General features: G+C 63.5%; 19 protein-coding genes. 4 read left to right on the forward strand and 15 right to left on the reverse strand.

All coding sequences use genetic code 11. The features are described 5' to 3' along the window. Positions 1 to 91: 91 nt before the first annotated feature. The 5 genes from ANTHELSMS3_RS13935 to alr form a co-directional block, all read right to left on the reverse strand. Positions 92 to 553 carry a paraquat-inducible protein A gene (locus tag ANTHELSMS3_RS13935; protein WP_254694742.1) on the reverse strand — a complete coding sequence of 154 codons (462 nt, stop codon included), beginning with the start codon at positions 551 to 553 and terminating at the stop codon, positions 92 to 94. After that, a complete protein-coding gene (locus ANTHELSMS3_RS13940; protein WP_094035397.1) occupies positions 550 to 936 on the reverse strand; it encodes a hypothetical protein in 387 nt (128 codons plus the stop codon). The genes ANTHELSMS3_RS13935 and ANTHELSMS3_RS13940 overlap by 4 nt, the downstream gene beginning before the upstream one ends. Then, on the reverse strand, positions 933 to 1,679 hold the full coding sequence (locus ANTHELSMS3_RS13945; protein ID WP_094035398.1) for an ABC transporter ATP-binding protein: 747 nt from the start codon (positions 1,677 to 1,679) through the stop codon (positions 933 to 935). The genes ANTHELSMS3_RS13940 and ANTHELSMS3_RS13945 overlap by 4 nt, the downstream gene beginning before the upstream one ends. A gap of 85 nt (positions 1,680 to 1,764) precedes the next feature. Continuing rightward, positions 1,765 to 2,547 (reverse strand): MlaE family ABC transporter permease, encoded by a 783-nt coding sequence (locus ANTHELSMS3_RS13950; RefSeq protein WP_094035399.1) that lies wholly within the window; start codon positions 2,545 to 2,547, stop codon positions 1,765 to 1,767. Continuing rightward, positions 2,544 to 3,581, reverse strand: coding sequence for an alanine racemase (gene alr / locus ANTHELSMS3_RS13955; protein ID WP_094035400.1), 1,038 nt, complete (start codon positions 3,579 to 3,581; stop codon positions 2,544 to 2,546). The genes ANTHELSMS3_RS13950 and alr overlap by 4 nt, the downstream gene beginning before the upstream one ends. Before the next feature lie 122 nt (positions 3,582 to 3,703). On the opposite strand from alr, the gene ANTHELSMS3_RS13960 reads away from it, so the two are divergent. Next, on the forward strand, positions 3,704 to 4,471 hold the full coding sequence (locus ANTHELSMS3_RS13960) for an adenosylcobinamide-GDP ribazoletransferase (protein WP_094035401.1): 768 nt from the start codon (positions 3,704 to 3,706) through the stop codon (positions 4,469 to 4,471). 21 nt (positions 4,472 to 4,492) lie between these two features. On the opposite strand, the gene ANTHELSMS3_RS13965 is transcribed toward ANTHELSMS3_RS13960, so the two are convergent. From ANTHELSMS3_RS13965 to ANTHELSMS3_RS14010, 10 genes are all read right to left on the reverse strand, one after another. After that, positions 4,493 to 5,980, reverse strand: coding sequence for a replicative DNA helicase (locus ANTHELSMS3_RS13965; RefSeq protein ID WP_094037132.1), 1,488 nt, complete (start codon positions 5,978 to 5,980; stop codon positions 4,493 to 4,495). A gap of 195 nt (positions 5,981 to 6,175) precedes the next feature. Beyond that, positions 6,176 to 6,847: an orotate phosphoribosyltransferase gene (locus ANTHELSMS3_RS13970; RefSeq protein ID WP_094035402.1), complete on the reverse strand. Its 672-nt coding sequence runs from the start codon at positions 6,845 to 6,847 to the stop codon at positions 6,176 to 6,178. A 142-nt stretch (positions 6,848 to 6,989) separates the two neighbouring features. Next, positions 6,990 to 8,027, reverse strand: a complete 1,038-nt coding sequence (gene pyrC, locus ANTHELSMS3_RS13975) for a dihydroorotase (protein WP_094035403.1) — start codon at positions 8,025 to 8,027, stop codon at positions 6,990 to 6,992. Positions 8,028 to 8,069: 42 nt separating this feature from the next. Continuing rightward, on the reverse strand, positions 8,070 to 9,020 hold the full coding sequence (locus ANTHELSMS3_RS13980) for a phosphoadenosine phosphosulfate reductase (protein ID WP_094035404.1): 951 nt from the start codon (positions 9,018 to 9,020) through the stop codon (positions 8,070 to 8,072). A 211-nt stretch (positions 9,021 to 9,231) separates the two neighbouring features. Continuing rightward, on the reverse strand, positions 9,232 to 10,158 hold the full coding sequence (locus ANTHELSMS3_RS13985; protein ID WP_094035405.1) for a Hint domain-containing protein: 927 nt from the start codon (positions 10,156 to 10,158) through the stop codon (positions 9,232 to 9,234). Positions 10,159 to 10,326: 168 nt separating this feature from the next. Further along, positions 10,327 to 11,385: a glycosyltransferase family 2 protein gene (locus tag ANTHELSMS3_RS13990; RefSeq protein ID WP_094035406.1), complete on the reverse strand. Its 1,059-nt coding sequence runs from the start codon at positions 11,383 to 11,385 to the stop codon at positions 10,327 to 10,329. 52 nt (positions 11,386 to 11,437) lie between these two features. Further along, positions 11,438 to 12,139 (reverse strand): FkbM family methyltransferase, encoded by a 702-nt coding sequence (locus tag ANTHELSMS3_RS13995; RefSeq protein WP_094035407.1) that lies wholly within the window; start codon positions 12,137 to 12,139, stop codon positions 11,438 to 11,440. 2 nt (positions 12,140 to 12,141) lie between these two features. Next, the gene (locus ANTHELSMS3_RS14000; protein WP_094035408.1) at positions 12,142 to 14,499 is read right to left on the reverse strand and encodes a glycosyltransferase family 2 protein; all 2,358 of its coding nucleotides are present in this window, start codon (positions 14,497 to 14,499) and stop codon (positions 12,142 to 12,144) included. Then, complete coding sequence (locus ANTHELSMS3_RS14005) at positions 14,499 to 15,176, reverse strand: sulfotransferase family protein (protein ID WP_254694743.1); 678 nt, start codon at positions 15,174 to 15,176, stop codon at positions 14,499 to 14,501. The genes ANTHELSMS3_RS14000 and ANTHELSMS3_RS14005 overlap by 1 nt, the downstream gene beginning before the upstream one ends. Next, positions 15,173 to 16,240, reverse strand: a complete 1,068-nt coding sequence (locus ANTHELSMS3_RS14010; protein WP_094035409.1) for a glycosyltransferase family 2 protein — start codon at positions 16,238 to 16,240, stop codon at positions 15,173 to 15,175. Before ANTHELSMS3_RS14010 ends, ANTHELSMS3_RS14005 begins: the two co-directional genes overlap by 4 nt. A gap of 170 nt (positions 16,241 to 16,410) precedes the next feature. On the opposite strand from ANTHELSMS3_RS14010, the gene ANTHELSMS3_RS14015 reads away from it, so the two are divergent. The 3 genes from ANTHELSMS3_RS14015 to ANTHELSMS3_RS26350 all read left to right on the forward strand — a co-directional run bounded on the left by ANTHELSMS3_RS14015 (position 16,411) and on the right by ANTHELSMS3_RS26350 (position 20,507). Then, positions 16,411 to 17,319: an AAA family ATPase gene (locus ANTHELSMS3_RS14015; protein WP_094035410.1), complete on the forward strand. Its 909-nt coding sequence runs from the start codon at positions 16,411 to 16,413 to the stop codon at positions 17,317 to 17,319. A 187-nt stretch (positions 17,320 to 17,506) separates the two neighbouring features. Next, complete coding sequence (locus tag ANTHELSMS3_RS14020; RefSeq protein ID WP_094035411.1) at positions 17,507 to 18,757, forward strand: vWA domain-containing protein; 1,251 nt, start codon at positions 17,507 to 17,509, stop codon at positions 18,755 to 18,757. A gap of 112 nt (positions 18,758 to 18,869) precedes the next feature. Next, positions 18,870 to 20,507, forward strand: a complete 1,638-nt coding sequence (locus tag ANTHELSMS3_RS26350) for an OmpA family protein (RefSeq protein WP_094037134.1) — start codon at positions 18,870 to 18,872, stop codon at positions 20,505 to 20,507. Positions 20,508 to 20,721: the final 214 nt, after the last annotated feature.

Below are 20,721 nucleotides of genomic sequence, written 5' to 3' on the forward strand. Positions count from 1 at the left end.
CTAAGCCCCATCCGGGGCAGGGCGGCTTATGCCCCATCGCGGGCGGGAGGCCAATGACCCCCTCGGCCTTTGGTCTGTCACCGGGGTCTTTTTACAAAGAAGGTTCCGGTGTGCGGCGCTTTTCGATGAAGCCCAGCATTATCGAGGTGAGGATGCAGGCGGTGAACAGGTACAGCCCCCACGCGGGTTCGACGCGGCCCACGCCCATGCCCTTGGACAAGGTGATATAAAGCGCGATCAGAAAGATGTCGGCCATGGCCAGTTTGCCGATGATCTCAAGCACCGGCAGGCTGCGGCGGTCGAGCAGGTCGAACTGCACCAGCGCCAGCCCCAGCGTTTTGATCAGCGGTGCAAAGAGCGCAAACAGGGTCACGATCAGGGCCAGAAAGATGTCGGATTTCCACAGCGATTGCAGGCCCGACAGGATGCTGATTTCGCTGAGGCCAAACAGCGGCATAAAGCCCGCGCGCAACAGCGGCGCGTACCATGACAGAGGGTACAGCAGGAACAGCGCGAGGTTGAGCCAGCGCAGGTGATGCCGCCAATTGGTCAAGAGACCCACCACCACAGACCCAGCAATGCCAGCAGCATCAGCCCGTGAACCACGTCGATCCAGCGTCCGCGCGCGTCGGGGGACAGGGCGCTGAGCACAAACAGCGCCGAGGGCACCAGCAGCGCGGTGATGCCGCCCTGTCCTGCCATTACGCGCGCGGCAGAGGCGTAGAGCGGGCCGTCATTCAGGCCGATAGCGGGGGCGAATACGGTGACAACGCCACCGAGCGCGAGCGCAAAGACCGCCAGAGCGGGCCAGCGTGACAGGCCACGGCCCAGAAACAGGCGGAGCGCGGCCAGTACCGTCAGGATTTCGAGGTAGAGGAATTTCTTGGCGAACAGAAAGAACAGGATCACCGGGTCGGGTTGAAATGGCAGGCTCACCGGACGGCCTCAATCGGGCCGGTGGCGCTGCCAGAGATGAACTGGGCCACATAGGGGTCGCCGCTGCTGTCCAGTTGCGACACCGGGCCGGTCCACTGGATGACGCCGTCGTGCAGCATGGCCACCCGGTCCGAGATGGCGCGCACACTGGTCATGTCATGGGTGATGGTCATGGCGGTGGCGCCCATTTCCGTGACGATTTCGCGGATCAACTCATTGATCACGCCCGCCATGATCGGGTCGAGGCCGGTGGTGGGTTCGTCAAAGAAGATGATTTCGGGATCGGCGGCGATGGCGCGGGCAAGGCCCACGCGTTTTTGCATCCCGCCGGACAGTTCTGCGGGCAGGCGGTCGGCCACGTCGGGTTTCAGTCCGACACGGCGCAGTTTTTCGATGGCGCGCTCGCGGGCCTCTGGTTTGGGCAGGCGGTCGTGACCTTGCAGCAGGCGGAAGGCGACGTTTTGCCAGACCGGCAGGCTGTCAAACAGCGCGGCCCCCTGAAACAGCATGCCGAAGCGTGCCAGAAAGGCGTCGCGGTCGGTTTTGGTCACATCCGTGCCCTCTAGCGTGATGGTGCCCGCGTCGGGGGCCACAAGCCCGAGGATACATTTCAGCAGCACGGATTTGCCGGTGCCCGAGCCGCCGATGATCACCATGGAGGTGCCGCGTTCGATGGTCAGGTCAACGCCGCGCAGGACGCGGTTGGGGCCAAACGCCTTGGTGACGCCGTGCAGGTCGATCATCGCGCCGCCTTTGCGTTGCGCCCCTTGGCGGCGGGGCTATGGGGTATTTTGACAGAGAAGAAGCCGAATGGGGCTGTGTGCAGGGTCATAGCGAAAAGAACGCCCCCGTGAGCAGGAAGTTGGCGGCGAGGATCAGGATGGCGGCGGCCTCGACCGAGCCTTTGGTGGCGCGGCCCACGCCCTGCGCACCGCGCCCGGAGGTCATGCCGAAATAGCAGCCCATCAGCGCCGCCAGCCCGCCAAAGGCGCAGCCCTTGACCAGCGAGGAGATGATGTCCAGCGGCTCAAGGAAATCGACGGTGTTCTTGAGGTAGGCCGCGGCGTTGAAGCCCAGAGTGCCGGTGGCGACGGCGTAGCCGCCGAAGATGCCGATCACGTCACCCACGGCCACCAAGAGCGGCACCACGATCAGCGCCGCCAGCACGCGGGGCGCGACGAGGTATTTCATCGGGTCGGTGGATAGGGTCACGAGCGCGTCGATCTGTTCGGTCACCTTCATGGTGGCGATTTCGGCGGCGATGGAGGAGGTCACACGGGCGGCGATCATCAGGCCCACAAGCACAGGGCCGAGTTCGCGCACGATGCCGATGGCGACGATCTGGGGCACCACCGCCTCGGCGCTGAAACGCGCGCCGCCGGAGTAGATTTGCAGCGCCAGTGCGCCGCCGGTGAAGATGGCGGTCAGACCCACAACCGGCAGCGAAAGCCAGCCGACGTTCATCAGTGCTGCGCCAAATTCGCGGCCGTAAAAGGGCGGGCGCAGAATATGGCTAAGCGCGCTGAAGGCGAACAGTGCCACACGTCCGACCATGGCCAGCAGCAACAGGGTGGCGCGACCAAGCGCGCCGAGGGGGGCGAGCAGGCTCATGCGCCGGTGTAGCTGCGATTGTAGCGCGCACCGAGGGAGGTCAGGATCTCATAGCCGATGCTGCCGGCCCAGTCGGCCAGTGTGTCGATGCTTTGATGGGTGCCGAGCAGTTCCAGCGTGTCCGGGTCGCCGGTGACATCCGTCACGTCGATGCCGATCAGGTCCATCGAGATGCGGCCCAGCACGGCGCAGCGGGTCTCTCCGGCCCAAAGGTGGGCCTGATGGCCCATGCTGCGCAGGATGCCATCGGCATAGCCCGCCGCGACTGTGGCGACGCGGGACGGGCGTTCCGCCGTCCATGTGTTGCCGTAGCCCACGGTTTCGCCCGGCAGAACCTCGCGGATCTGGATCACGGGCAGATCGACGAAAGCCACCGGGCGCGCGTCAAGAAACGGCAGGCCGCCGTAGACGCCGATGCCGGGGCGGGTAACGTCGAAATGATAATCCGGTCCCAGCAGCACGCCACCCGTGGCCGACAGCGAGCGCGGTGCGTCGATGCCGTCGGTCATGTCGACAAAGCTGCGCAGTTGCTGGGCGTTCATCGGGTGCGCGGGTTCATCGGCGCAGGCAAGATGGCTCATGATCAGGCTGGGTTTTTGTGCCAGCGCGATGCCGCGCAGGGCGCGCCATTCGGCGGGCTCCATCCCGAGGCGGTTCATGCCGCTGTCCAACTGGATGCCAAAGGCGTGGCCGGGCAGCCCCTCGACGTGGCGCAACATCTGGTCGATGGAGTTGATCATCGGGGTCAGTTGCGCGTCGCGGATCAGCGCAGCGTCTCCGGCCATATGGCCGGAAAACACGCAGATTTCAGGGCGGGGGCCAAGGATGCGGCGCAGCTCTGCGCCCTCTTCGGCGATGGCCACGAAAAAGCGGCGCGCGCCCTCTGCCGCAAGCGCCGGGGCGACCTGTTCGACGCCAAGGCCATAGGCGTCCGCCTTGACCACGGCGCCGGTCTCTGCCTGCGCCATCTCTGAAAGGCTGCGCCAATTGGCGCGCAGCGCCGTGAGATCGATGGAAAGCTGTGCCTGTGCCATGGGGTCAGGTGTTTCTCAGGTTCCCGGTCAGGGTCAAGCGCGAAATCGCCGCGCCGGTGGCCTTGCCGGCGGTCAGTTGCCGCTTATGCTGCATCTGGGTGGTCCGATACGGAGGAAAGTTCATGCGCAATGTGCTGCGGTTGGAGGCGGATCTGTTCTGGCTGGCGCTGCGCTATCTGACAGCACTGCCGGTGCCGCGGGCCTTGCCCGAGTCGGATGATCTGATGGTGCGCGCGGTCAAGTACCATACGGGAGTCGGCACGCTGGTCGGGCTGTTGGGGGCGCTGGTGCTGTGGGCGGCGATGCCCGTCCCGCCGGGCATGGTGGCGGTGCTGCTATCGGTGGCCGCCACGCTGTTGGTGACCGGGGCGTTTCACGAGGCCGGATTGGTCGGCGCGGTCGAGGCGCTGACCACCGGGCGCGACCGTGCCGAGATCATCGCCTTGATGGATCAACGGCGCTTTGGGGTTTACGGCGCGCTGGCGTTGGGCATGGTGCTGGCGCTGAAAGTGACGCTGATCGCGGGGTTTCCACTGGGGCTGGCGGCGGCGGGTCTGGTGGCGGGACATGCCACCGGGCGCATGGCCTGTGTGCATGTGACCGGGACCACTGTGCATGCCCGCAGCGAGGGCATGCAGAAATTTGTCCCCAAGGTCACGCCTGACGGCTACCGCGTGGCGCTGACCCTGACGATGGTGGCGCTGATCCCGCTGACCCTTGTGGCGGGGATTGGTGCGGTGCTTTGCGGCTTTGCCGGGGCGGTGCTGTTGGGGCAGGCGTTCCGCGTCTGGAGCATCAACCGCATCGGCGGCTATACCGGCGATTGCCTTGGCGGGGCGCAACAATTGGCGGAACTTGGCTTTTATCTGGGGCTGGCGCTGTGGCTGTGAGCGGGTATGCCCCTTTGGCCGTCACATGTCCCGTTGGCCATCCTGCTGCCAAGGTTTGACGAGATTGCCAAAGCGGGTGAATTGCGCCTCGAACGACAGTTCAACCGTGCCGATAGGACCGTGGCGCTGTTTGCCGATGATCACCTCGGCCTTGGCGTGCAGGCGGCTCATCCGGTCCTGCCACGCCGCCATTTCGTCCAGCCGGTCGTCCGAGGGTTTTTCCCGCTCGGCGTAGTATTCTTCGCGGAACACGAACATGACCACGTCCGCATCCTGTTCGATCGAGCCTGATTCCCGCAGGTCCGACAGTTGCGGACGTTTGTCCTCGCGGTTTTCGACCTGACGCGACAGCTGGGACAGGGCGACGACCGGGATGTTGAGTTCCTTGGCGATGGCCTTGAGCCCCATGGAGATCTCGCCGATTTCCTGCACCCGGTTTTCGGCGGTGCCGCGCAGCAGCTGCAGGTAGTCGACGATCACAAGGTCCAGCCCGTGGGTCCGTTTCAGACGCCGCGCGCGGGCGGCCACCTGACTGATCGGCAGGGCAGGCGTGTCGTCGATATACAGCGGGCAGGCCTCCAGATCCTTGGCGGCCTGCACAAAGCGGCGGAACTCTGTCTCATCCATGTCGCCTTGGCGGATCTTGTGCGAGCTGATTTCCGACGCTTCGGCAAGGATACGACCGGCAAGCTGTTCGGCGCTCATCTCAAGACTGAAAAAGCCGACCACGCCGCCGTCCGTCGCGCCAATAGAGCCGTCGGGTTTCTGGCCCTTCTTATAGGCCTTGGCGATGTTGAAGGCGATGTTGGTGGCCAATGAGGTTTTGCCCATCGACGGACGTCCGGCAAGAATCAACAGGTCAGACGGGTGCAGGCCGCCCAGTTTCTTGTCCATGTCGTCAAGGCCGGTTGAAATACCAGCCAGCCCGCCCTCTCGCTGATAGGCGGCGTTGGCGACATTGACCGCCTCTGTGACCGCTTTGAGAAAGCTTTGGAAACCGCTTTCGGTCTGGCCCTGCTCGGCCAGTTTGTACAGCGCCTGTTCCGCCTCGACGATCTGTTCGCGCGGCTCTGACGCCACATCGACCTTGGCTGCCTTGTCCGAGATGCTCTTGCCCAGCCGGATCAGGTCACGGCGCACGGCAAGGTCATAGATCATCTGCGCATAGTCGCGCACCGCAAAGGTCGAGATGGCAGAGGCCGCCAGACGCGCCAGATAGGCCGGGCCGCCCAGTTCCTTGAGGCCCTCGTCATCCTCCATGAACGCCTTGAGCGTGACCGGAGAGGCAAGGTTGTTCTTGGCGATACGGGCGGCGGCGATTTCAAAGATTCGGGCGTGGACCGGGTCGTAGAAATGATGCGCGCCGATGATGGCGGCGATGCGATCATAGGTGTCGTTCTCGACAAGAATCGCGCCCAGTAGCTGCTGCTCTGCCTCGATCGAATTGGGCATGGTGTCTGCCGCTTGAATTTCGACTCCGGTCGGGTTGATCGTTGCGATCTCGTTCATTTCCATCCCCTGCTGCGTAGACAGATGCCCTATCAGCGGGCGTCGGCGACGGGCAGACTGTATATCTCTGTTGATAAGTCAGGTCACTGGATATTGGCATTTAGGTCGGTCGGCCGTCAACATCTGGTGCGGCTGAGCCGGCCCTGTGATCTTCCTGTCACGTTCAACCAACAAGATGTCAGCGCTGTCGTCGGGTCAGGTTTCGCTGCGGGCCGCGCGCCAGCCGTGCGGGTCCTTGAGGAACGACTCGACCTCTGACAGGACGCCGGCGTGTTTTTCCGGCGCTTCGGCCAGCACCTCCCACCAGGTGCACAGGTGGTGCAGGGCAACGCCGTGATCGCCCAGTGTTTTGGTCGTCTCGGGGAAGATGCCGTAGTAAAAGATCACCGCCGTATGGGCGCAGGTGGCGCCAGTGTCGCGGATCGCGTCGACAAAGCTGATCTTTGATCCGCCATCGGTGGTCAGATCCTCGACCAGCAGCACACGCTCACCCTCGGACATGGCACCCTCGATGCGGGCGTTTTTGCCGTAGCCTTTGGGTTTCTTGCGCACATAGGTCATCGGCAGGGCCATGCGTTCGGCCACCAGCGCGGCAAAGGGAATACCGGCTGTTTCGCCCCCGGCGATGTTGTCGAAAGCCTCAAAACCCGCGTTGCGCATCACGGTGACGGTCAAGAAATCCATCAGGGTCGAGCGGATGCGCGGGAAAGAGATCAGTTTGCGGCAGTCGATGTAGACCGGCGAAAGCTGACCAGAGGCCAGCTTGTACGGCTCGTCGGTCATGAAGTTCACCGCCTCGATCTCCCACAACATGCGCGCGGTCAGGCGGGCCATTTCTTCGGCGGGGGGGTAGGACGAGGGGATCATGGCAGGCGCTCCGGGCTGGGGGGTCGCGCCGCAATAACGGGTTTCGGGCACGGTTTTCAAGGGCGATGGCCGGGCCGGTTGCAATTGGTTCAACGCCGCCTTTGCGCGGTGAAAGGCGGCGTTGCGGTTGGGGTCGCGCGGGTCAGTCCGCGACGCGCCAGTGCAGCGGCATCATCGGATCAAAAACGGTGACGGGCCCATCGCCGGTTTCGATCTTGGCCGGATAGGTGACGGGCGCGCCTTTGGTCAGTGTGATGGTGTCGTCATTCGACGGCAGGCGGTAAAAGGCCGGGCCGTTGAGCGAGGCGAACGCCTCCAGCTGGTTCAGCGCACCATCCTGTTCGAACACTTCGGCAAGGATCGACATGGTGTTCGTTGCCGTAAAGCATCCGGCGCAGCCACAGCCGTTTTCCTTGAGCGGATCGATGTGCGGGGCGCTGTCGGTGCCAAGGAAAAAGCTGGCGTCGCCACTAGTCGCGGCGGCGCGCAGGGCAAGGCGGTGTTCCTCACGTTTGGCAACCGGCAGGCAATAGTAATGCGGCTTGATCCCGCCGACCAGAATGGCGTTGCGGTTGATCACAAGGTGATGCGTGGTGATCGTCGCGCCCAGATCATCTCCGCCCGCGCGGGCATAGTCGACGCCCTGCGAGGTGGTGATGTGTTCCATGATGACGCGCAGGCCCGGGGTGCGCTGGCGGATCGGGTCCAGCACGCGGTCGATGAACACCGCCTCCCGGTCAAAGATATCGATGTCGCTATCGACCACTTCGCCATGCACGCACAGAGGGATGCCATTCTCGGCCATCGCCTCCAACACAGGGCGCACCTTGTCAAAGTCGCGCACTCCGGAGGTGGAGTTGGTGGTGGCCCCGGCGGGGTAGAGTTTCACGGCGGTGATCAGCCCGCTTTGATGCGCGGCGACGATGTCCGCCGGGTCGCTTTCCTCTGTCAGGTACAGCGTCATCAGCGGGGCAAAGCCGCTGCCCGCAGGCAGGGCGGCCAGAATGCGGTCCTTGTACGCCTGTGCCTGTGCGCCGGTGACCACCGGCGGCACGAGGTTGGGCATGATGATGGCGCGGCCAAAGTGGCGCGCGCTTTCGGGGGCAATTCCGGCCAGCATTGCGCCATCGCGCAGGTGCAGGTGCCAGTCGTCGGGGCGGCGAAGGGTGATGCTATCCATAAATTTGCGGTTAGCATGCGGACCGGGCGCGCGCCAGTGGACTCAGCCGGTGTCTGCTGTCCGGGCGGTGTCGTCCCCGGCCTCCAGTTCCGTCAGACGGCGGCGAAAACGCGGGGCGGGCATCCGGCCCACCACGTTCTGACACAAGAGACGTGCCAGACCGTCGCGTCCATCGGCATCCAGCCGCGCCAGCAGGCGGCGCAAAAAGGGCGGGTGGTTGCGCCGGGCGCGCAGCATGGACGCGAACAAAGCGGTGTCCAATCGGCCCTCGGCGGCAGAGGTCAACATCCCCGGCAACAGGTCAAGCGCTCGAAAATCCGATTGCAACGCACCACCCATAAAGGGCGCGCGCAAGCGCGTGACGTTGGGCCGTGCGAACAGCGCCGAGTGCATCGCATCCAGCCGTTCACGCGGATCGTAGATCACATAGGCCCGTTCGGCGGCGTCGATCATTTCCGGCGCAAAGCCATAACGCGAGGTGAAATCGCGGCGGCGCTCTTCGGCGAACCGGTCGTCCCATTCGGCCACGCGCGGGTCCAGCGTGGCCTGCGGTTGCAGCATCAGCACCCGCGCGCCGGGTGCGGTGACGGAATAGGCCCCGGCGGCATAGCCACAGGGACCGGCCCCGTAAAACAGCACGTTTTCGAATTCGTCGAAAAAGCCATCGTCCTGAAGCTGGTCGAAAAACGCATAGACGCGTTCATCGCGGAACCATGTATCCCCGTGGCTGAGCAGCGACAGCGAGGACCAGCCATTGGCGTTGACCATGTCGAAGCCGATGGGGGTGCGCGTCTCTGACAGGGCTTCGATACCGGACATTGTCTCAAACGCGACGACCAGCGTGTCGCCCTCTTCGACAAAGATCGCCGCGTGGCTTTTGCCCATCGGTTCGGCAAACCCGTATTCCTCGCCAATCCGTCGCAGCGTTGCCAGCCACTCTCCGCGTGGCTGGTTGCTGAGATCGGGGGCGAATCCTTTGGTCTGCGATTCCATTGATGGAGTATCCTCACTTTGCACCAAAATTGGCACGCATTTGGGGGAAATAATGTCCCGGCTTTTGGGCAAGAATGTGGTCGCGCAGTGACAACACGGTGGGCCGTGGCCCGAGAGGGACGAAAAGAAAGAGGCGGAAAGCGCGGGGCAGAATCGAATGCGCCGCCCGTTTCCGAGCGGCGCATCCTTGTCTGCGGTCAGTCCGTGTGGCTCAGGCGGCGCGCTGGCCGTCGAGCCGTGCCTTGAGCGCCGGGGGCAGCAGCCGACGCGCGCTGATCCGCGCATAGGGCATTTCCACAAACGATTGTTCGGTGCCGAAATGCGCGATGTATTCGGCGTAATTGTCAAAGCTGCGGCGACCGACATGATCGATATACGTCTCGGCCTTGGTGCCTTCGGCAAGAATGATCTCGTGGCCTTCGGTTTCGATGTGGTACACAGCAAAGCTGTCGCCCAGTTCGGAAAGCGGTTGCCAGTCGATGGTGGAACCGTTGACCAAGGCGCTGGCATTGATCAGCATATCGTCGATCAGCAGTGCGTGGTCCGCGGTCAGCACCAGGTCGCGCAGCGGCAGGCCATCCCCTAGCGCGCCGGCGCGCAGTCGCACGGGTTGCAGGCGGTCCGCCGGGGTAAAGCGGGTCGCCACGGTTTGTGTCCAGACCCATTTGACAGGAACGGCGGTGCCCTCCGCCGTCAGGATCAGATCGCCCATCGACAGTGTTTCAACGGCGCGGTCGCCGTCGGGCGTGGCAATCAGCGTGCCCTGGCCAAAGCAGAGATACACATTCGTGTCGCTGGTCTCGGACTGGAAGTCGTTGGATGTACCCGAAGATGCGACCTGTGTCTGGGTGGTCGCATTCGGGATGATCAGCGCATAGGTTCCGGCACCATCGGTGAAGACCGGGTATTCGACACCGTCCCCGCCCGAGATCGTGTAGCCCGTGAACGTGCCGCCGGGGAAGGTGTCAACACCCGCGTCCAGCGCGCCGTCGTCGTCCTGATCGACAATCGTTCCCGATGTGTCATCGGCGCTAAACAGTCCGGTCCAGTTGAGACTGGTGCCGGGCGCACCTTCGGGCCCGTTGAATGAGACGCCTGAGAGCAAGACGTTGCCTTCGGCTTCATAGTTAGTGGGCATTTAAGCCTCCATTGGAATCGCTATGGATTAATGCGTTGATAAAGTGTTCAATTTTTTTTGGGTTCAACTCTTGACCGCGAAAAAATGTATCTGTGTGTCCTGTTTCTTGTGACGCATGTCGCTTCCGAGGCAACGTGCCGGATTCCGGGCATGGGTTGCAGTGGAGCCTTATAAGGCAGAGGCGGCGTCGCCCGCCTTTCGGGCACGGGTCGCGTGCCCCGCCAGAAACCGCGCCGCCCTGATTGGAATGGGGCGGGATGGTGGCGTCATCAGCAGGCGGGCAAACAGCGCGCGAAAAGGTTCCTGAGCCAAGAGTGTGTCAAAGCGGGCCTTGCGCCATGCGACGGCGGCTGCATGCAGGCGCGACAGTTCGGGGTCAGCGGCAAGGGTGGCACGCTGTTCGGCCACGCCTGCAAGGCTCTGAATGCTGGTGTCTTCCTCAACGCTCCAGTTGCGTTCGACCCAGTAGTCCATGCCAAGCGCATGGTCAGAATGCACCGCGCGCCCCCTGTCGGCCTTGAGGACATAGCTTTCCATCGCGCCAAGGGCGTAGTGGTTGAGTTGCGCCAAGGCGTAGTTAGAGCGGCCGTATTGCGAGAATATCCGGCGGGTGCGGAATTGGGCGTCCAGCTCGCGGCCCTCGCCGTCGAACCAGCGTGCCTTGTCGATTTGTGTCGGATCGGGCGCGCGGGGGCGGTGGACACCCAGTTTCTTGTAAGTGCCGTCATTGCGGTAGAGCGTCTTGAACATCGCGGCGCGCCATGGCCAGTGCATGACCACGGGGGCGGCCTTAGTGAACTGCTCAGTGATCGGGTGATCGGTGTAGCGCGCCACGCCTGCATTGCCGAACAGCCGCCAAGTCAGGGTGATGGCGGTGGCGTCGGGCAGGGCGGCGATCAGCGCGGGCAGGGTGCGGTCGCCGGTGTGGACGTTGACGTATTCGTCGATGTCCAGCGGCAAGAGCCAGTCGGCGCCTTGCACGGCGTCGGTCTGATCCGCGCGTTTCAGCCCGGTGAACTGGATGCCCCGGTCATCATAGGGGCCATCGTTGCGGATATGGGTCAGCGGGAGAACCTGCGCCAGCCGGTCCAGCATCGTGTCGGTGCCGTCCTGACAATCGTTCGACAGGGCCACCACATGGGTGACGCCGCAGGCAAGGTGATGCGCCAGCCAGTCGAGCAGGAACGCGCCCTCATTGCGGACACACAGGACGGCGGTGATTTTCACGCTGTTGTCTCCACGGTGAGCCGATTTTTCGTCGAAAAATCGTTTCGCGTCATTACCAACCCTTACGGAAGGTCACGACTTTGGCCTCGGACGCCTTGGGGAAATAGGTCAGCCCGGCGCGCTGCATGCAGTCAAACACCGCCTGAACGCCGCTTTGCCCGATCCACTGCGGGTGCAGTTCGATCACCGCCGCGCGCAGGCAGGACCAGTCGGCGGCGGGCAGCAGATGCGCTTCTGCGCCTTCGATGTCGCAGACCAGCACATCCGGCGTTTCGGCCTGTAGAACCGGGTTGATGGCGTGCTGCATGACCTTGACCTCTTCGATCACCGTATCGGGGTCGGCGTCGCGGTCCATCGAGGAGCCGAGAAAGTTCTGGCGGACATAGAACGGCACCGGATCGCCCAGTTCGGGGGCCAAAAGCGCGTTGCGCAGGTCGACGTTGGTGACGTCGTTGGCGGCGTGCACAGAGCGGATGTAAGGGATCAGCGCCGGGTTTGCCTCATAGCTGACAACGCGGGCGACCTTTTTCTTCACCGACAGCAGCGTCGACATGTAGCCGATGCCGCCGCCCAGTTCCAGAACGCGGTCCCCCTCACGCACCACGCGCATGACGGCGTCGCATTCCTTGCGTTCATAGATGCCTTGTTTCAACGCGCCGCGCATGCGCCCACGCGTGATCTGCGGATGTTTGGGGATCTTGAGCCCGCGAGAATGCAGAAAGGGGTCGCGGGGTGCCGGGGTTGCGCCGTCCATCGTCACGTCTCCATGTCCAGGGCCAGCGCATAGGCCACCCGTTCGGTTTCTGTCAGGTCCAGCGCCAGCGCCTGCCGGTAAAGATCGGCAAATTCCGGCATCCCGTGCAGTTCCGCCGCCTTGGCGCGGTGCCATTCCAGCGCCCTATGGTGGGCCGCGCGCAGCGCATCGTCGCGCAGCAGCCGGTCGTATTCGGCGCGGACGCGGGGGATATTGCGCTTGATGGTGATGTCGCGGTGGACGGACCAGTCCATGCGAATCCAATAATTCAGCCCGATGTTGCGGTCGACGTGCAGGGCGCGGCCCCTTTGCCGTTTGATCAGAAAGCTTTCAGCAGAGCGCAGGGCGTAGTGGTTCAGCTGGATCAGGTCATAGCCGATGGTGCGTTTGGAACTACGCCAGCCGTTGCGCAGCGCCGCCTCTGTCATGTCGCGGCCCGATCCGTTGACCCATTTCACCTTGTCCTCAAACCCCTCGGCCAGCTTGTTTGGCCGGTGGCAGGAGATTTTTTCATAGGCACCGATATTGCGGAACAGGGTCTTGAAGCCCCAGACCGTGTGCGGCTTGGGGCAGTATTTCGGCGCGCAGGTGTCGAATTGTTGGATCACCAGACGGTCCTCAAAGCGGCGCACACCGTTGTGGCCGAACAGCCGCCACGTCATCGCGATATTGGTGGCGTCGGGGACGCGGTCAAAGACCTCTGCCAACGTGCCGTTGCCGCAGCGGATGTTCACAAACTCATCGACGTCGATATGGGCGATCCATTGGGCCTGCTGGATCACAGGTTCATCCAGCGCGGCGTCCAGCGCGTGTTGCTGGGGCGATTTTCCGGACCAGCCGTTGTTGTCACGGTGCTGAAGGACGCCCAGCTCTTGCAGGCGGTCGAGGATCTCTGTCGTGCCGTCGGAACAGCCGTTGGTGTAGATCAGGAAATTGTCGAAGCCCACGGCGCGGTGATAGGCAATCCATTCAAGGATATAGGGGCCTTCGTTTTTCATGCAGCCGACGATGACATTGCCGGTAGACCCCTGCGGCAGGACGCGGCGGGGGGCGGGGGCAAAGGCGGCGGCGAGTTCTTCCTCATTGACGCGGCCCAGTTTGTTGTGCGGCGCGTAAGGAGACCCGTGGAGGCGGACAAAGTTCTGCTTGGCCCGCGCGGGCAGGGCATCCTCGGCGCTTTCGGTCAGGGCCGGGGCGTCGGGCAGGTCCAGGGGTTCACCCTTCAGGTGCGCCAGTTCGGCGGCGCGCGCCGCGCGTTCGTCCTTGTCGCCCTGCGCAATGCGCCAGCGGAAGGCCATGAGGTACTGCGTTGCGCGAAAGCCGCGTGTCGGGTCCGCCTCGACCCAGTCGCCGCAGATTGGGTCCGCCTCCATATCGTCGGGGTGCATCGCGGGATGTTCGGCGCAGAGTGCAGCGATGTCATCCTCAAACCGCATGGACAGAGCCGACAGCGACCCGGCAAGGATCGGGCCGCCGGGCACCTTGATCTCTCCCAAAAGCTTGCGCCACAGGGGGCGCGGCAACAGCACGTCCTGCCGGTCCAGCAGGCGCAGCACGGCGTCGTTGAACTGACGCGCGCGGGTCAGCCACGGGGCAGAGGGCAGGCGCGGCAGCTCCTCTGCCTCGGCTTTGCCGATCTGGGCGTCGATGCCGAAGGCGGCGCAAATCTCGTCCGTCGCATCCTCAGACCACAGGGTATCGCGGTTGATTGAGCGGAACTGGACCGAACCGGCGCCAAAGACTGCCTCCCATTCCGATTGCAGGCGTTTGTAATCGAGCCAGAAATTCGCGCCCTGTACCTCTGGGAACATGCCGTCCAGCGGCGCAGTGTCGGGGCGCGTGTCCATCGCCGCCTCCCAGAAGTCGTCAACATCTGCAAGGTTCAGTTCAAGGTCTAATCCCCGCGCGCGTCCGTCCAGCACCTGCGCACCGTAGCGTGAGACAAGCGCGCGGGCGGGTTCGTCCAGCCATGCGACAATGCGGATGTCGTCGGACAGCGGCGCCAGCAAGGCGCGTAGGCGGTCCAGTGCCGAGCGGTCGCACAGCGAGGTGCCCAACTGCTGCGCCGAGAGGATCAGCACCTGGGGCGTGTCGCGCGCGACCTCTTGCGCCAGTTGGTTGGCCAATTCATCCCGCAGCATTTGTTGCTTTTCCGGCAACATCACGCCGCGATTGAACCGCAGGACATCGGCGCGGTCCGGGTCGCTGACCGCCATGAACAGGCGGGTGTGGTTCCGCGCCCCCGGTGAACGGGCGTAGAGCACGTTTTCATCCTTTAGCCGTCCGCGTTTGGCATCCAGAACCCGTTGTATCCGGTCGGTCGACGGACCATCCGGCCCGATATGTACATAGATCCGCATCACGCTGCCCCTCTGGCCGTTTCGGCCTTGTCGTTCTTGCCGGACGGCCCCGTTTCGGAGTTCTCGTTCCGTCTGCCCCACCAGGGCAGGTCAATCTTGATATGTGCCGCCAGCCGGTCACGCGCGTCATCCGCCGCCACCGGCAATTCCAGATAGCGCGGATCATCCCCGAAGAGGTCGCGCAGCATGGCGTAGTGTCCCTCGATCCAGCGGATCCGCTGGGGGTCCGTCGCGCCGTAGCCCTCTGGCAAGCCGGGAATGTGGCCAGCGGGCAGGCGGTCCTCGCCCAGATTGTTCCAGCGCCGCATACTGTCCGAGGTCTCTGCCGCCGGACGCCATGTGGCGACAAACAGCATGTCGGGACGCGCGAGGCGCATGACCTTGATCATTGCATAGTCGCACTGCGGCCAGAGCGTCGCAGACGGATTGAGCGCACTGATTTCGGTCAGCGCGTCATACAGCCCGTCGAGATGGCGGAACGGATCACCGGTCTCAAAATACCCGTTGTACAATTGGCGCGCGATATAGGTGCCGCCCATGCCGGGGGTGCGGTCATGGATGCGCCGGACCTTGTGATCGGCTGCACGCCACCCCGCCTGCGTCAAGGCGTGATGCAGGGTGGTGGTGCCGGTCTTGGGCAGGCCGAGGTTGACCAGTTTCACATTCAGAACGCTCATAACCCCAACGCCTCGATCAATTCCGCCTCACCGGGGGGCAAGGCGGGGAGGGCGCCCAGATGGGCATACATCTCGGCATAGGCGGGCTGCAGCATCAGGGCGTCGCGCTTTTCGCGGTGCAGGCGGACGCAGTTGCCGTGCAGGCGGGCGAGTTCCGGATCGGCCTTTAACGTGTCCAGCGCAGCGGTCAGTTGCGGCAAATAGCGGTGGATCGAGCGGTCCTCGAACGCGGCATCGTTGCGTTCGCGCCAATAGGCGTCGTCAAAGGCGCGCCCCTCACGGTTGACGTCACCCCGGTCGTTCTTGACCAGATAGCTGTCCAGCGAACGCAGGGCGTAGTGGTTGAGCGTGGCAAATTCACGCGCGCCCGCTGCCGGGAACTTTCGGATGCGGCGCGGGTTGGCTGCGGTCAGGAACTTGCCCGGCACCTTGCGGCCCGATCCATCGGTCCAATGGGGGTGTTTGTCCTCGGGCAGGGATTTGCGGAAAAACGGGCGGTGCGCGCCGAAATACTGCAAGGGAAAGTCACCCCGGACGAGGGTTTTTACCTCTATCGCCGTCTCCGCGCACCACAGGTCCGGATTGTGCGAACGGGTGAACTGGGCGATCACCGGGCGGTCGACAAAATCGGCCACGCTGTCATTGGCAAAGAACTGAAAGGTGACAGAGATGACCTGCGGGTCGCCGCAGGCCGCGATCAACGCCGGGATGGTGTGGTTACCGACATGAATGTTCAGGAACTCATCGACATCGGCGATCCAGACCCAATCGGCCTGCTGTACCACGGGCTGTTTGGCGGCGGCTTTCAACGCCTCCATCTGATAGGTGCGCCCCTCGGCGGGGTTGGGCAAATGCACCACGCGCCCGGTTTCGGGACGTGGATTGGCGGCCAGCGCGTCCAGCAGGGTATCGGTGCCATCGGTGCAGTCATTGGAATAGAACAGGAAATCGGTCACGCCAAGCAAGCGATGAAAGGCCATCCATTCCAGCAGGAACGGGCCTTCGTTCTTGACGCAGGTTACAGCGGTAATGCGCCGCGTGGCGCCCGCCTCAGTGTTGACCATGTCTGCTCGTCTGCCTGATGGCCGGGTTTCGTCCCGACTTTTATACCCCGAATCATGACATTGTGTGGACACCCCGTCAATCCGTGCTGGCGTCAAGGGGTGGCAGGCGTGACTTCCGTCCTATTGACGGGTGTGCCTGCGCTTGGGAAAGGAGGTGCAGGAGGACTGCCATGACCATTCCCGCATCCATTGATGAGGTTCAAGACACCCTTGGCCAGACCGGCTATGTTTGCGGCCGCGCGCTGGCCACGGTGGTGTTTCTTGCGCTGCGCCTTGGCCGACCGCTGTTCCTTGAAGGAGAGGCCGGCGTCGGCAAGACCGAGATCGCCAAGGCGCTGGCCGCCTCGCTGAACCGGCGGTTGATCCGGCTGCAGTGCTACGAAGGGCTGGATGCGTCCTCGGCGGTCTATGAATGGAACTTTCCAGCACAGATGATCGCCATCCGCACCGCCGAGGCCGAGGGCAGCGCGGATCGCGACATGCTGAACCGGGAACTGTTTGGCCCAGATTTCCTGATCGAACGCCCGCTGCTGCAGGCCATGCGCCCGGATGAAAACGGCGCGCCAATCCTGCTGATCGACGAGTTGGACCGCACCGATGAACCGTTCGAGGCCTTCCTGTTGGAAGCATTGAGCGATTTTCAGGTCACCATCCCCGAGATCGGCACCATCAAGGCCCCGGAACCGCCCATCGTCATCCTGACCTCGAACCGCACGCGTGAGGTGCACGACGCACTGAAACGGCGCTGCCTGTACCACTGGGTCGATTACCCCGGCTTTGACCGCGAGGTCGAGATTCTCAATGCGCGTGAACCGCATGTGTCGGAAACACTGAGCCGCCAGATCGTGGCCTTTGTGCAGGAACTGCGCACCGAGGACATCTTCAAGAAACCCGGCGTGGCAGAAACCATCGACTGGGCCAAATGCCTGCTGGCGCTGGACGTGGTGGATCTGTCACCAGAGGTGATCAGCGACACGCTGGGGGCGATCCTGAAATATCAGGACGACATTCAAAAGATCGAAGGGTCCGAGGCCAAACGCATTCTGGATGAGGCCAAGGCCACGATCGAGGCGGCCTGAGCGATGATCGATTGCGGCACGTTGTTTGCACCCGGGGAGGGGGCGCTGCCCCCGCCGCGCAAGGCGCGACTCCCCCGGAGGTATTTGAACAAAGAAGAAGCCGATGGACGGTGCAGCGCCGCCCTTGGACTTCTTCTATGCAAAAATACCCCGGGGGTGTGGGGGCAGCGCCCCCACTGGATCCGTCATGGTTGAATACGCCCCTTTCACGGTTCCCGAAAACCCGCGCCTTGCGCAAAATATCATCCATTTCGCGCGCGCGCTGCGGCGGGCCGGGCTGCCCGTGGGGCCGGGCCGGGTCATTGATGCCATCCGCGCGGTAGAGGCGGCGGGCTTTACCGAGCGGATGGATTTCTATTGGACATTGCACGCCTGTTTCGTGAACCGGCCTGAGCATCGCGTTGTCTTTGCACAGATCTTTCGCCTGTACTGGCGCGATCCCCGCTTTCTGGAGCACATGATGTCGTTGATGCTGCCCGCCATCCGAGGTGTCCAGGAGGACCGCTCGGCCGTTGCTGCCGAAAAGCGCGCGGCGCAGGCTCTGTTGGGTGATCAGATGCCCGAGGTGCCTGAAGCCGAGCAGGAAGAGGACGGCACCCAGATCGAGATTGACGCCTCATTTACCATGTCGGCGGAGGAAAAGCTGCGCAGTCTGGATTTCGAGCAGATGTCGACGGAGGAGATCGCGCAGGCCAAGCGGATGCTGGCGCGGCTGACCTTGCCGGTCAAACCGATCGCGTCGCGGCGGCGCATGGCCTCGAACATGGGGCGGCATTTCGATGCGCGGCGCACGATCCGCGATGCTTTGCGCAAGGGGGGAGAAATCCAGTCGCTGGCCAAGGCCAAGCCGCGGCTGCGGTGGCCCAATCTGGTGGTGCTTTGCGACATCTCTGGCTCCATGAGCCAATACAGCCGTATGGTGCTGCACTTCCTGCATGCAGTGGCAAATGAAAAGGGGCAGGGATGGGCCAAGGTGCATGCCTTTACCTTCGGTACGCGGCTGACCAATATCTCGCGCCATCTGGCGACGCGCGATGTGGATGCAGCGCTGAAATCGGCCGGGGCCGAAGCACAGGATTGGGAAGGTGGCACGCGGATCGGATCCTGTTTGCATGCGTTCAACCGCGATTGGTCGCGCCGGGTCATGGGGCAGGGGGCGGTGGTGTTGTTGATCACCGACGGGTTGGACCGGGACGATGCCGGTGCGCTGGAAAAAGAGATGGAGCGTATTCATCTGTCGGCGCGCCGTCTGATCTGGTTGAACCCGCTGCTGCGCTGGGACGGCTTTGCCCCCAAGGCCAGCGGCATCCGCGCCATGCTGCCCCATGTGGACAGCTTTCGCGCAGGGCATTCCATTGCTTCGCTTGAGGATCTTGCGGTGGCGATTTCGCGCCCTGATGACATGGGTGAAAAGGCACGGCTGATGCAGATGCTTTAGGGGGGTGATTTGGGCGGGACTCCGCCGGGATGCGCAAAGATGTGCAACCGATGCCGCGTTGAGGGCGTTGTCCTGTCCAAGCCCCTATCGGGCAAACGTGAAGGAGACCGCCATGACCCCCATCCGCAATGCCACTGCATTGGCCAGTGTTCTGACTTTTGTGATCGGAACAGCCGCAGGGGCGCAATCGGACGCTCAGCTAAACGATCCCGAAAAGCTGAAGATGCTGGAAAAGTTGTGTGCGATACCCGGGGCCGCGCCGAATGGTGTGGATTGCGACAAGGTGGCCGAGGCGTTGAAGGCCATCGACACCGCAGAGCCGTCCGCGCCAGATGTCGCACCAGAGCAGCAGGCCACGCCCAAGGACGCCGTAGACGACGTTTTGAATCCCCAGACGGATGACAAGCCGGAAGAGCCTGAACAGGCAGAAAAGCCAGCACAGGCCGATACGCCGAAGGCTGATCCGCCCGCACAGGCAGACGCACCGCCCGCCGCAGCGTCGGATACCCCGCCCGTAGCGGAAACCCCGCCGGCGCCCGAACCGGAAGCTCCGGAGCAACAGGCCGATGTGCCCCCCGCCCCTGCAGCGGATGCGCCGCCCGCGCCGGCGGCAGAGACCCCAAGAGCCGAGGTGGCAAAGCCTGATCCGCTGGCGCAGATCGAAGCGTTGCGCCGCCAGCTGGACGCGCCGCCTGCTGCGGCGGCGGACAACGCCCCTGATGCGGGCGAGTTGGTTGAGGAAACCGTGGACCGCGATGACGTGCGTCGGTCCAGCGAGGATTTTCAGACCGATCTGTCCGGCAACGTAAAGGACAAAGACAAGCCCGAGAACCGGGACAAGGCCAAGAATGACGATGACGACGACGGCCTGGATCCCTTGGCCAAGATGGCCATTATCGGTTTGGGGGCTGTGGCCCTGTCAGAGATCCTCGACAAGGACGACCGCGTGGTGTCCAATTCTGGCGACCGGGTGGTGGTCGAACAGGGAGGTCAGTTCCGCGTTATCCGCAACGACGATGTGTTGTTGCGTCGTCCGGGGGCCGAGGTTGAGACTCGCCGGTTTGACGATGGATCGACCCGCACGCGTTTGACCTATGAGGACGGAACAGTGGTGGAAACCATCCGCGCCGCCGATGGCCGGGTGCTGCGCCGGGTGCGTCGTTTGCCGGACGGCACCGACGTTGTTCTGTTCGATGACACGCAGGCCAGCCCGGACGTCGAGATCAGCGAGTTGCCGCGTGCTCAGGAGCGCAACAGGGTCGATTATCGCGACATCGAAGAGGATGCGCTGGCCCGGGCTCTGGCTGCCAATGGCACGTCGGGTGTGAACCGCAGCTTTTCGCTGGCTCAGGTGCGCAACATCGACGCCGTGCGCCACCTGGTGCCAGAGATCACCGTGGACACGATCCAGTTTGAGACCAACTCGGCCGCGATCCGCGTCGATGAGGCCGAGGAACTGGCCGCGCTGGGCAATGCGATGCGCGACGCCATCGACCGAAACCCGGCAGAGGTGTTCCTGATCGAGGGCCACACCGATGCGGTGGGCAGCTATGCCTACAACCTTGCCCTGTCGGACCGGCGTGCGGAGTCGGTCGCGCTTGCCCTGACCGAGTATTTTGAGGTTCCGCCGGAGAATATGGTGTTGCAGGGTTACGGTGAGGGTGACCTTCTGGTGCCGACCGATGTGGCCGAGCGCGCCAACCGTCGCGCCGCCGTGCGCCGCATCACGCCGCTGCTTACAGCGCGGTAATCAACGACCCAAAAGACACGAGAAAGCGCCCCCGGTGGACCTCCACCGGGGGCGTTTGCGTTTTTGGTCGGGAATACCTCCGTTGTCGGAAAGCGCGGAAAGGCGTTTCATGACGCTGCGTCAAGACGTGCGCCGGGCTGTGTCCTGTCTGCTGCCATCCTGCCGGGGCTGCTCCCGCGTTTTGGGCCAAAGAATTCATGACGTCCGTCCAACC

The organism is Antarctobacter heliothermus, from assembly GCF_002237555.1.
Classification (GTDB): domain Bacteria; phylum Pseudomonadota; class Alphaproteobacteria; order Rhodobacterales; family Rhodobacteraceae; genus Antarctobacter; species Antarctobacter heliothermus_B.

Excerpts from the sequence above, each read along its gene's own strand:
- ANTHELSMS3_RS14000 (WP_094035408.1), bottom strand. The coding sequence starts at position 14,499 with ATGCGGATCTATGTACATATCGGGCCGGATGGTCCGTCGACCGACCGG.
- ANTHELSMS3_RS13960 (WP_094035401.1), top strand. The coding sequence starts at position 3,704 with ATGCGCAATGTGCTGCGGTTGGAGGCGGATCTGTTCTGGCTGGCGCTG.
- ANTHELSMS3_RS13980 (WP_094035404.1), bottom strand. The coding sequence starts at position 9,020 with ATGGAATCGCAGACCAAAGGATTCGCCCCCGATCTCAGCAACCAGCCA.
- ANTHELSMS3_RS14020 (WP_094035411.1), top strand. The coding sequence starts at position 17,507 with ATGGTTGAATACGCCCCTTTCACGGTTCCCGAAAACCCGCGCCTTGCG.
- ANTHELSMS3_RS13970 (WP_094035402.1), bottom strand. The coding sequence starts at position 6,847 with ATGATCCCCTCGTCCTACCCCCCCGCCGAAGAAATGGCCCGCCTGACC.
- ANTHELSMS3_RS14010 (WP_094035409.1), bottom strand. The coding sequence starts at position 16,240 with ATGGTCAACACTGAGGCGGGCGCCACGCGGCGCATTACCGCTGTAACC.
- ANTHELSMS3_RS13985 (WP_094035405.1), bottom strand. The coding sequence starts at position 10,158 with ATGCCCACTAACTATGAAGCCGAAGGCAACGTCTTGCTCTCAGGCGTC.
- ANTHELSMS3_RS13945 (WP_094035398.1), bottom strand. The coding sequence starts at position 1,679 with ATGATCGACCTGCACGGCGTCACCAAGGCGTTTGGCCCCAACCGCGTC.
- pyrC (WP_094035403.1), bottom strand. The coding sequence starts at position 8,027 with ATGGATAGCATCACCCTTCGCCGCCCCGACGACTGGCACCTGCACCTG.
- ANTHELSMS3_RS26350 (WP_094037134.1), top strand. The coding sequence starts at position 18,870 with ATGACCCCCATCCGCAATGCCACTGCATTGGCCAGTGTTCTGACTTTT.
- ANTHELSMS3_RS14015 (WP_094035410.1), top strand. The coding sequence starts at position 16,411 with ATGACCATTCCCGCATCCATTGATGAGGTTCAAGACACCCTTGGCCAG.
- alr (WP_094035400.1), bottom strand. The coding sequence starts at position 3,581 with ATGGCACAGGCACAGCTTTCCATCGATCTCACGGCGCTGCGCGCCAAT.
- ANTHELSMS3_RS13995 (WP_094035407.1), bottom strand. The coding sequence starts at position 12,139 with ATGGACGGCGCAACCCCGGCACCCCGCGACCCCTTTCTGCATTCTCGC.
- ANTHELSMS3_RS13965 (WP_094037132.1), bottom strand. The coding sequence starts at position 5,980 with ATGAACGAGATCGCAACGATCAACCCGACCGGAGTCGAAATTCAAGCG.
- ANTHELSMS3_RS13950 (WP_094035399.1), bottom strand. The coding sequence starts at position 2,547 with ATGAGCCTGCTCGCCCCCCTCGGCGCGCTTGGTCGCGCCACCCTGTTG.
- ANTHELSMS3_RS14005 (WP_254694743.1), bottom strand. The coding sequence starts at position 15,176 with ATGAGCGTTCTGAATGTGAAACTGGTCAACCTCGGCCTGCCCAAGACC.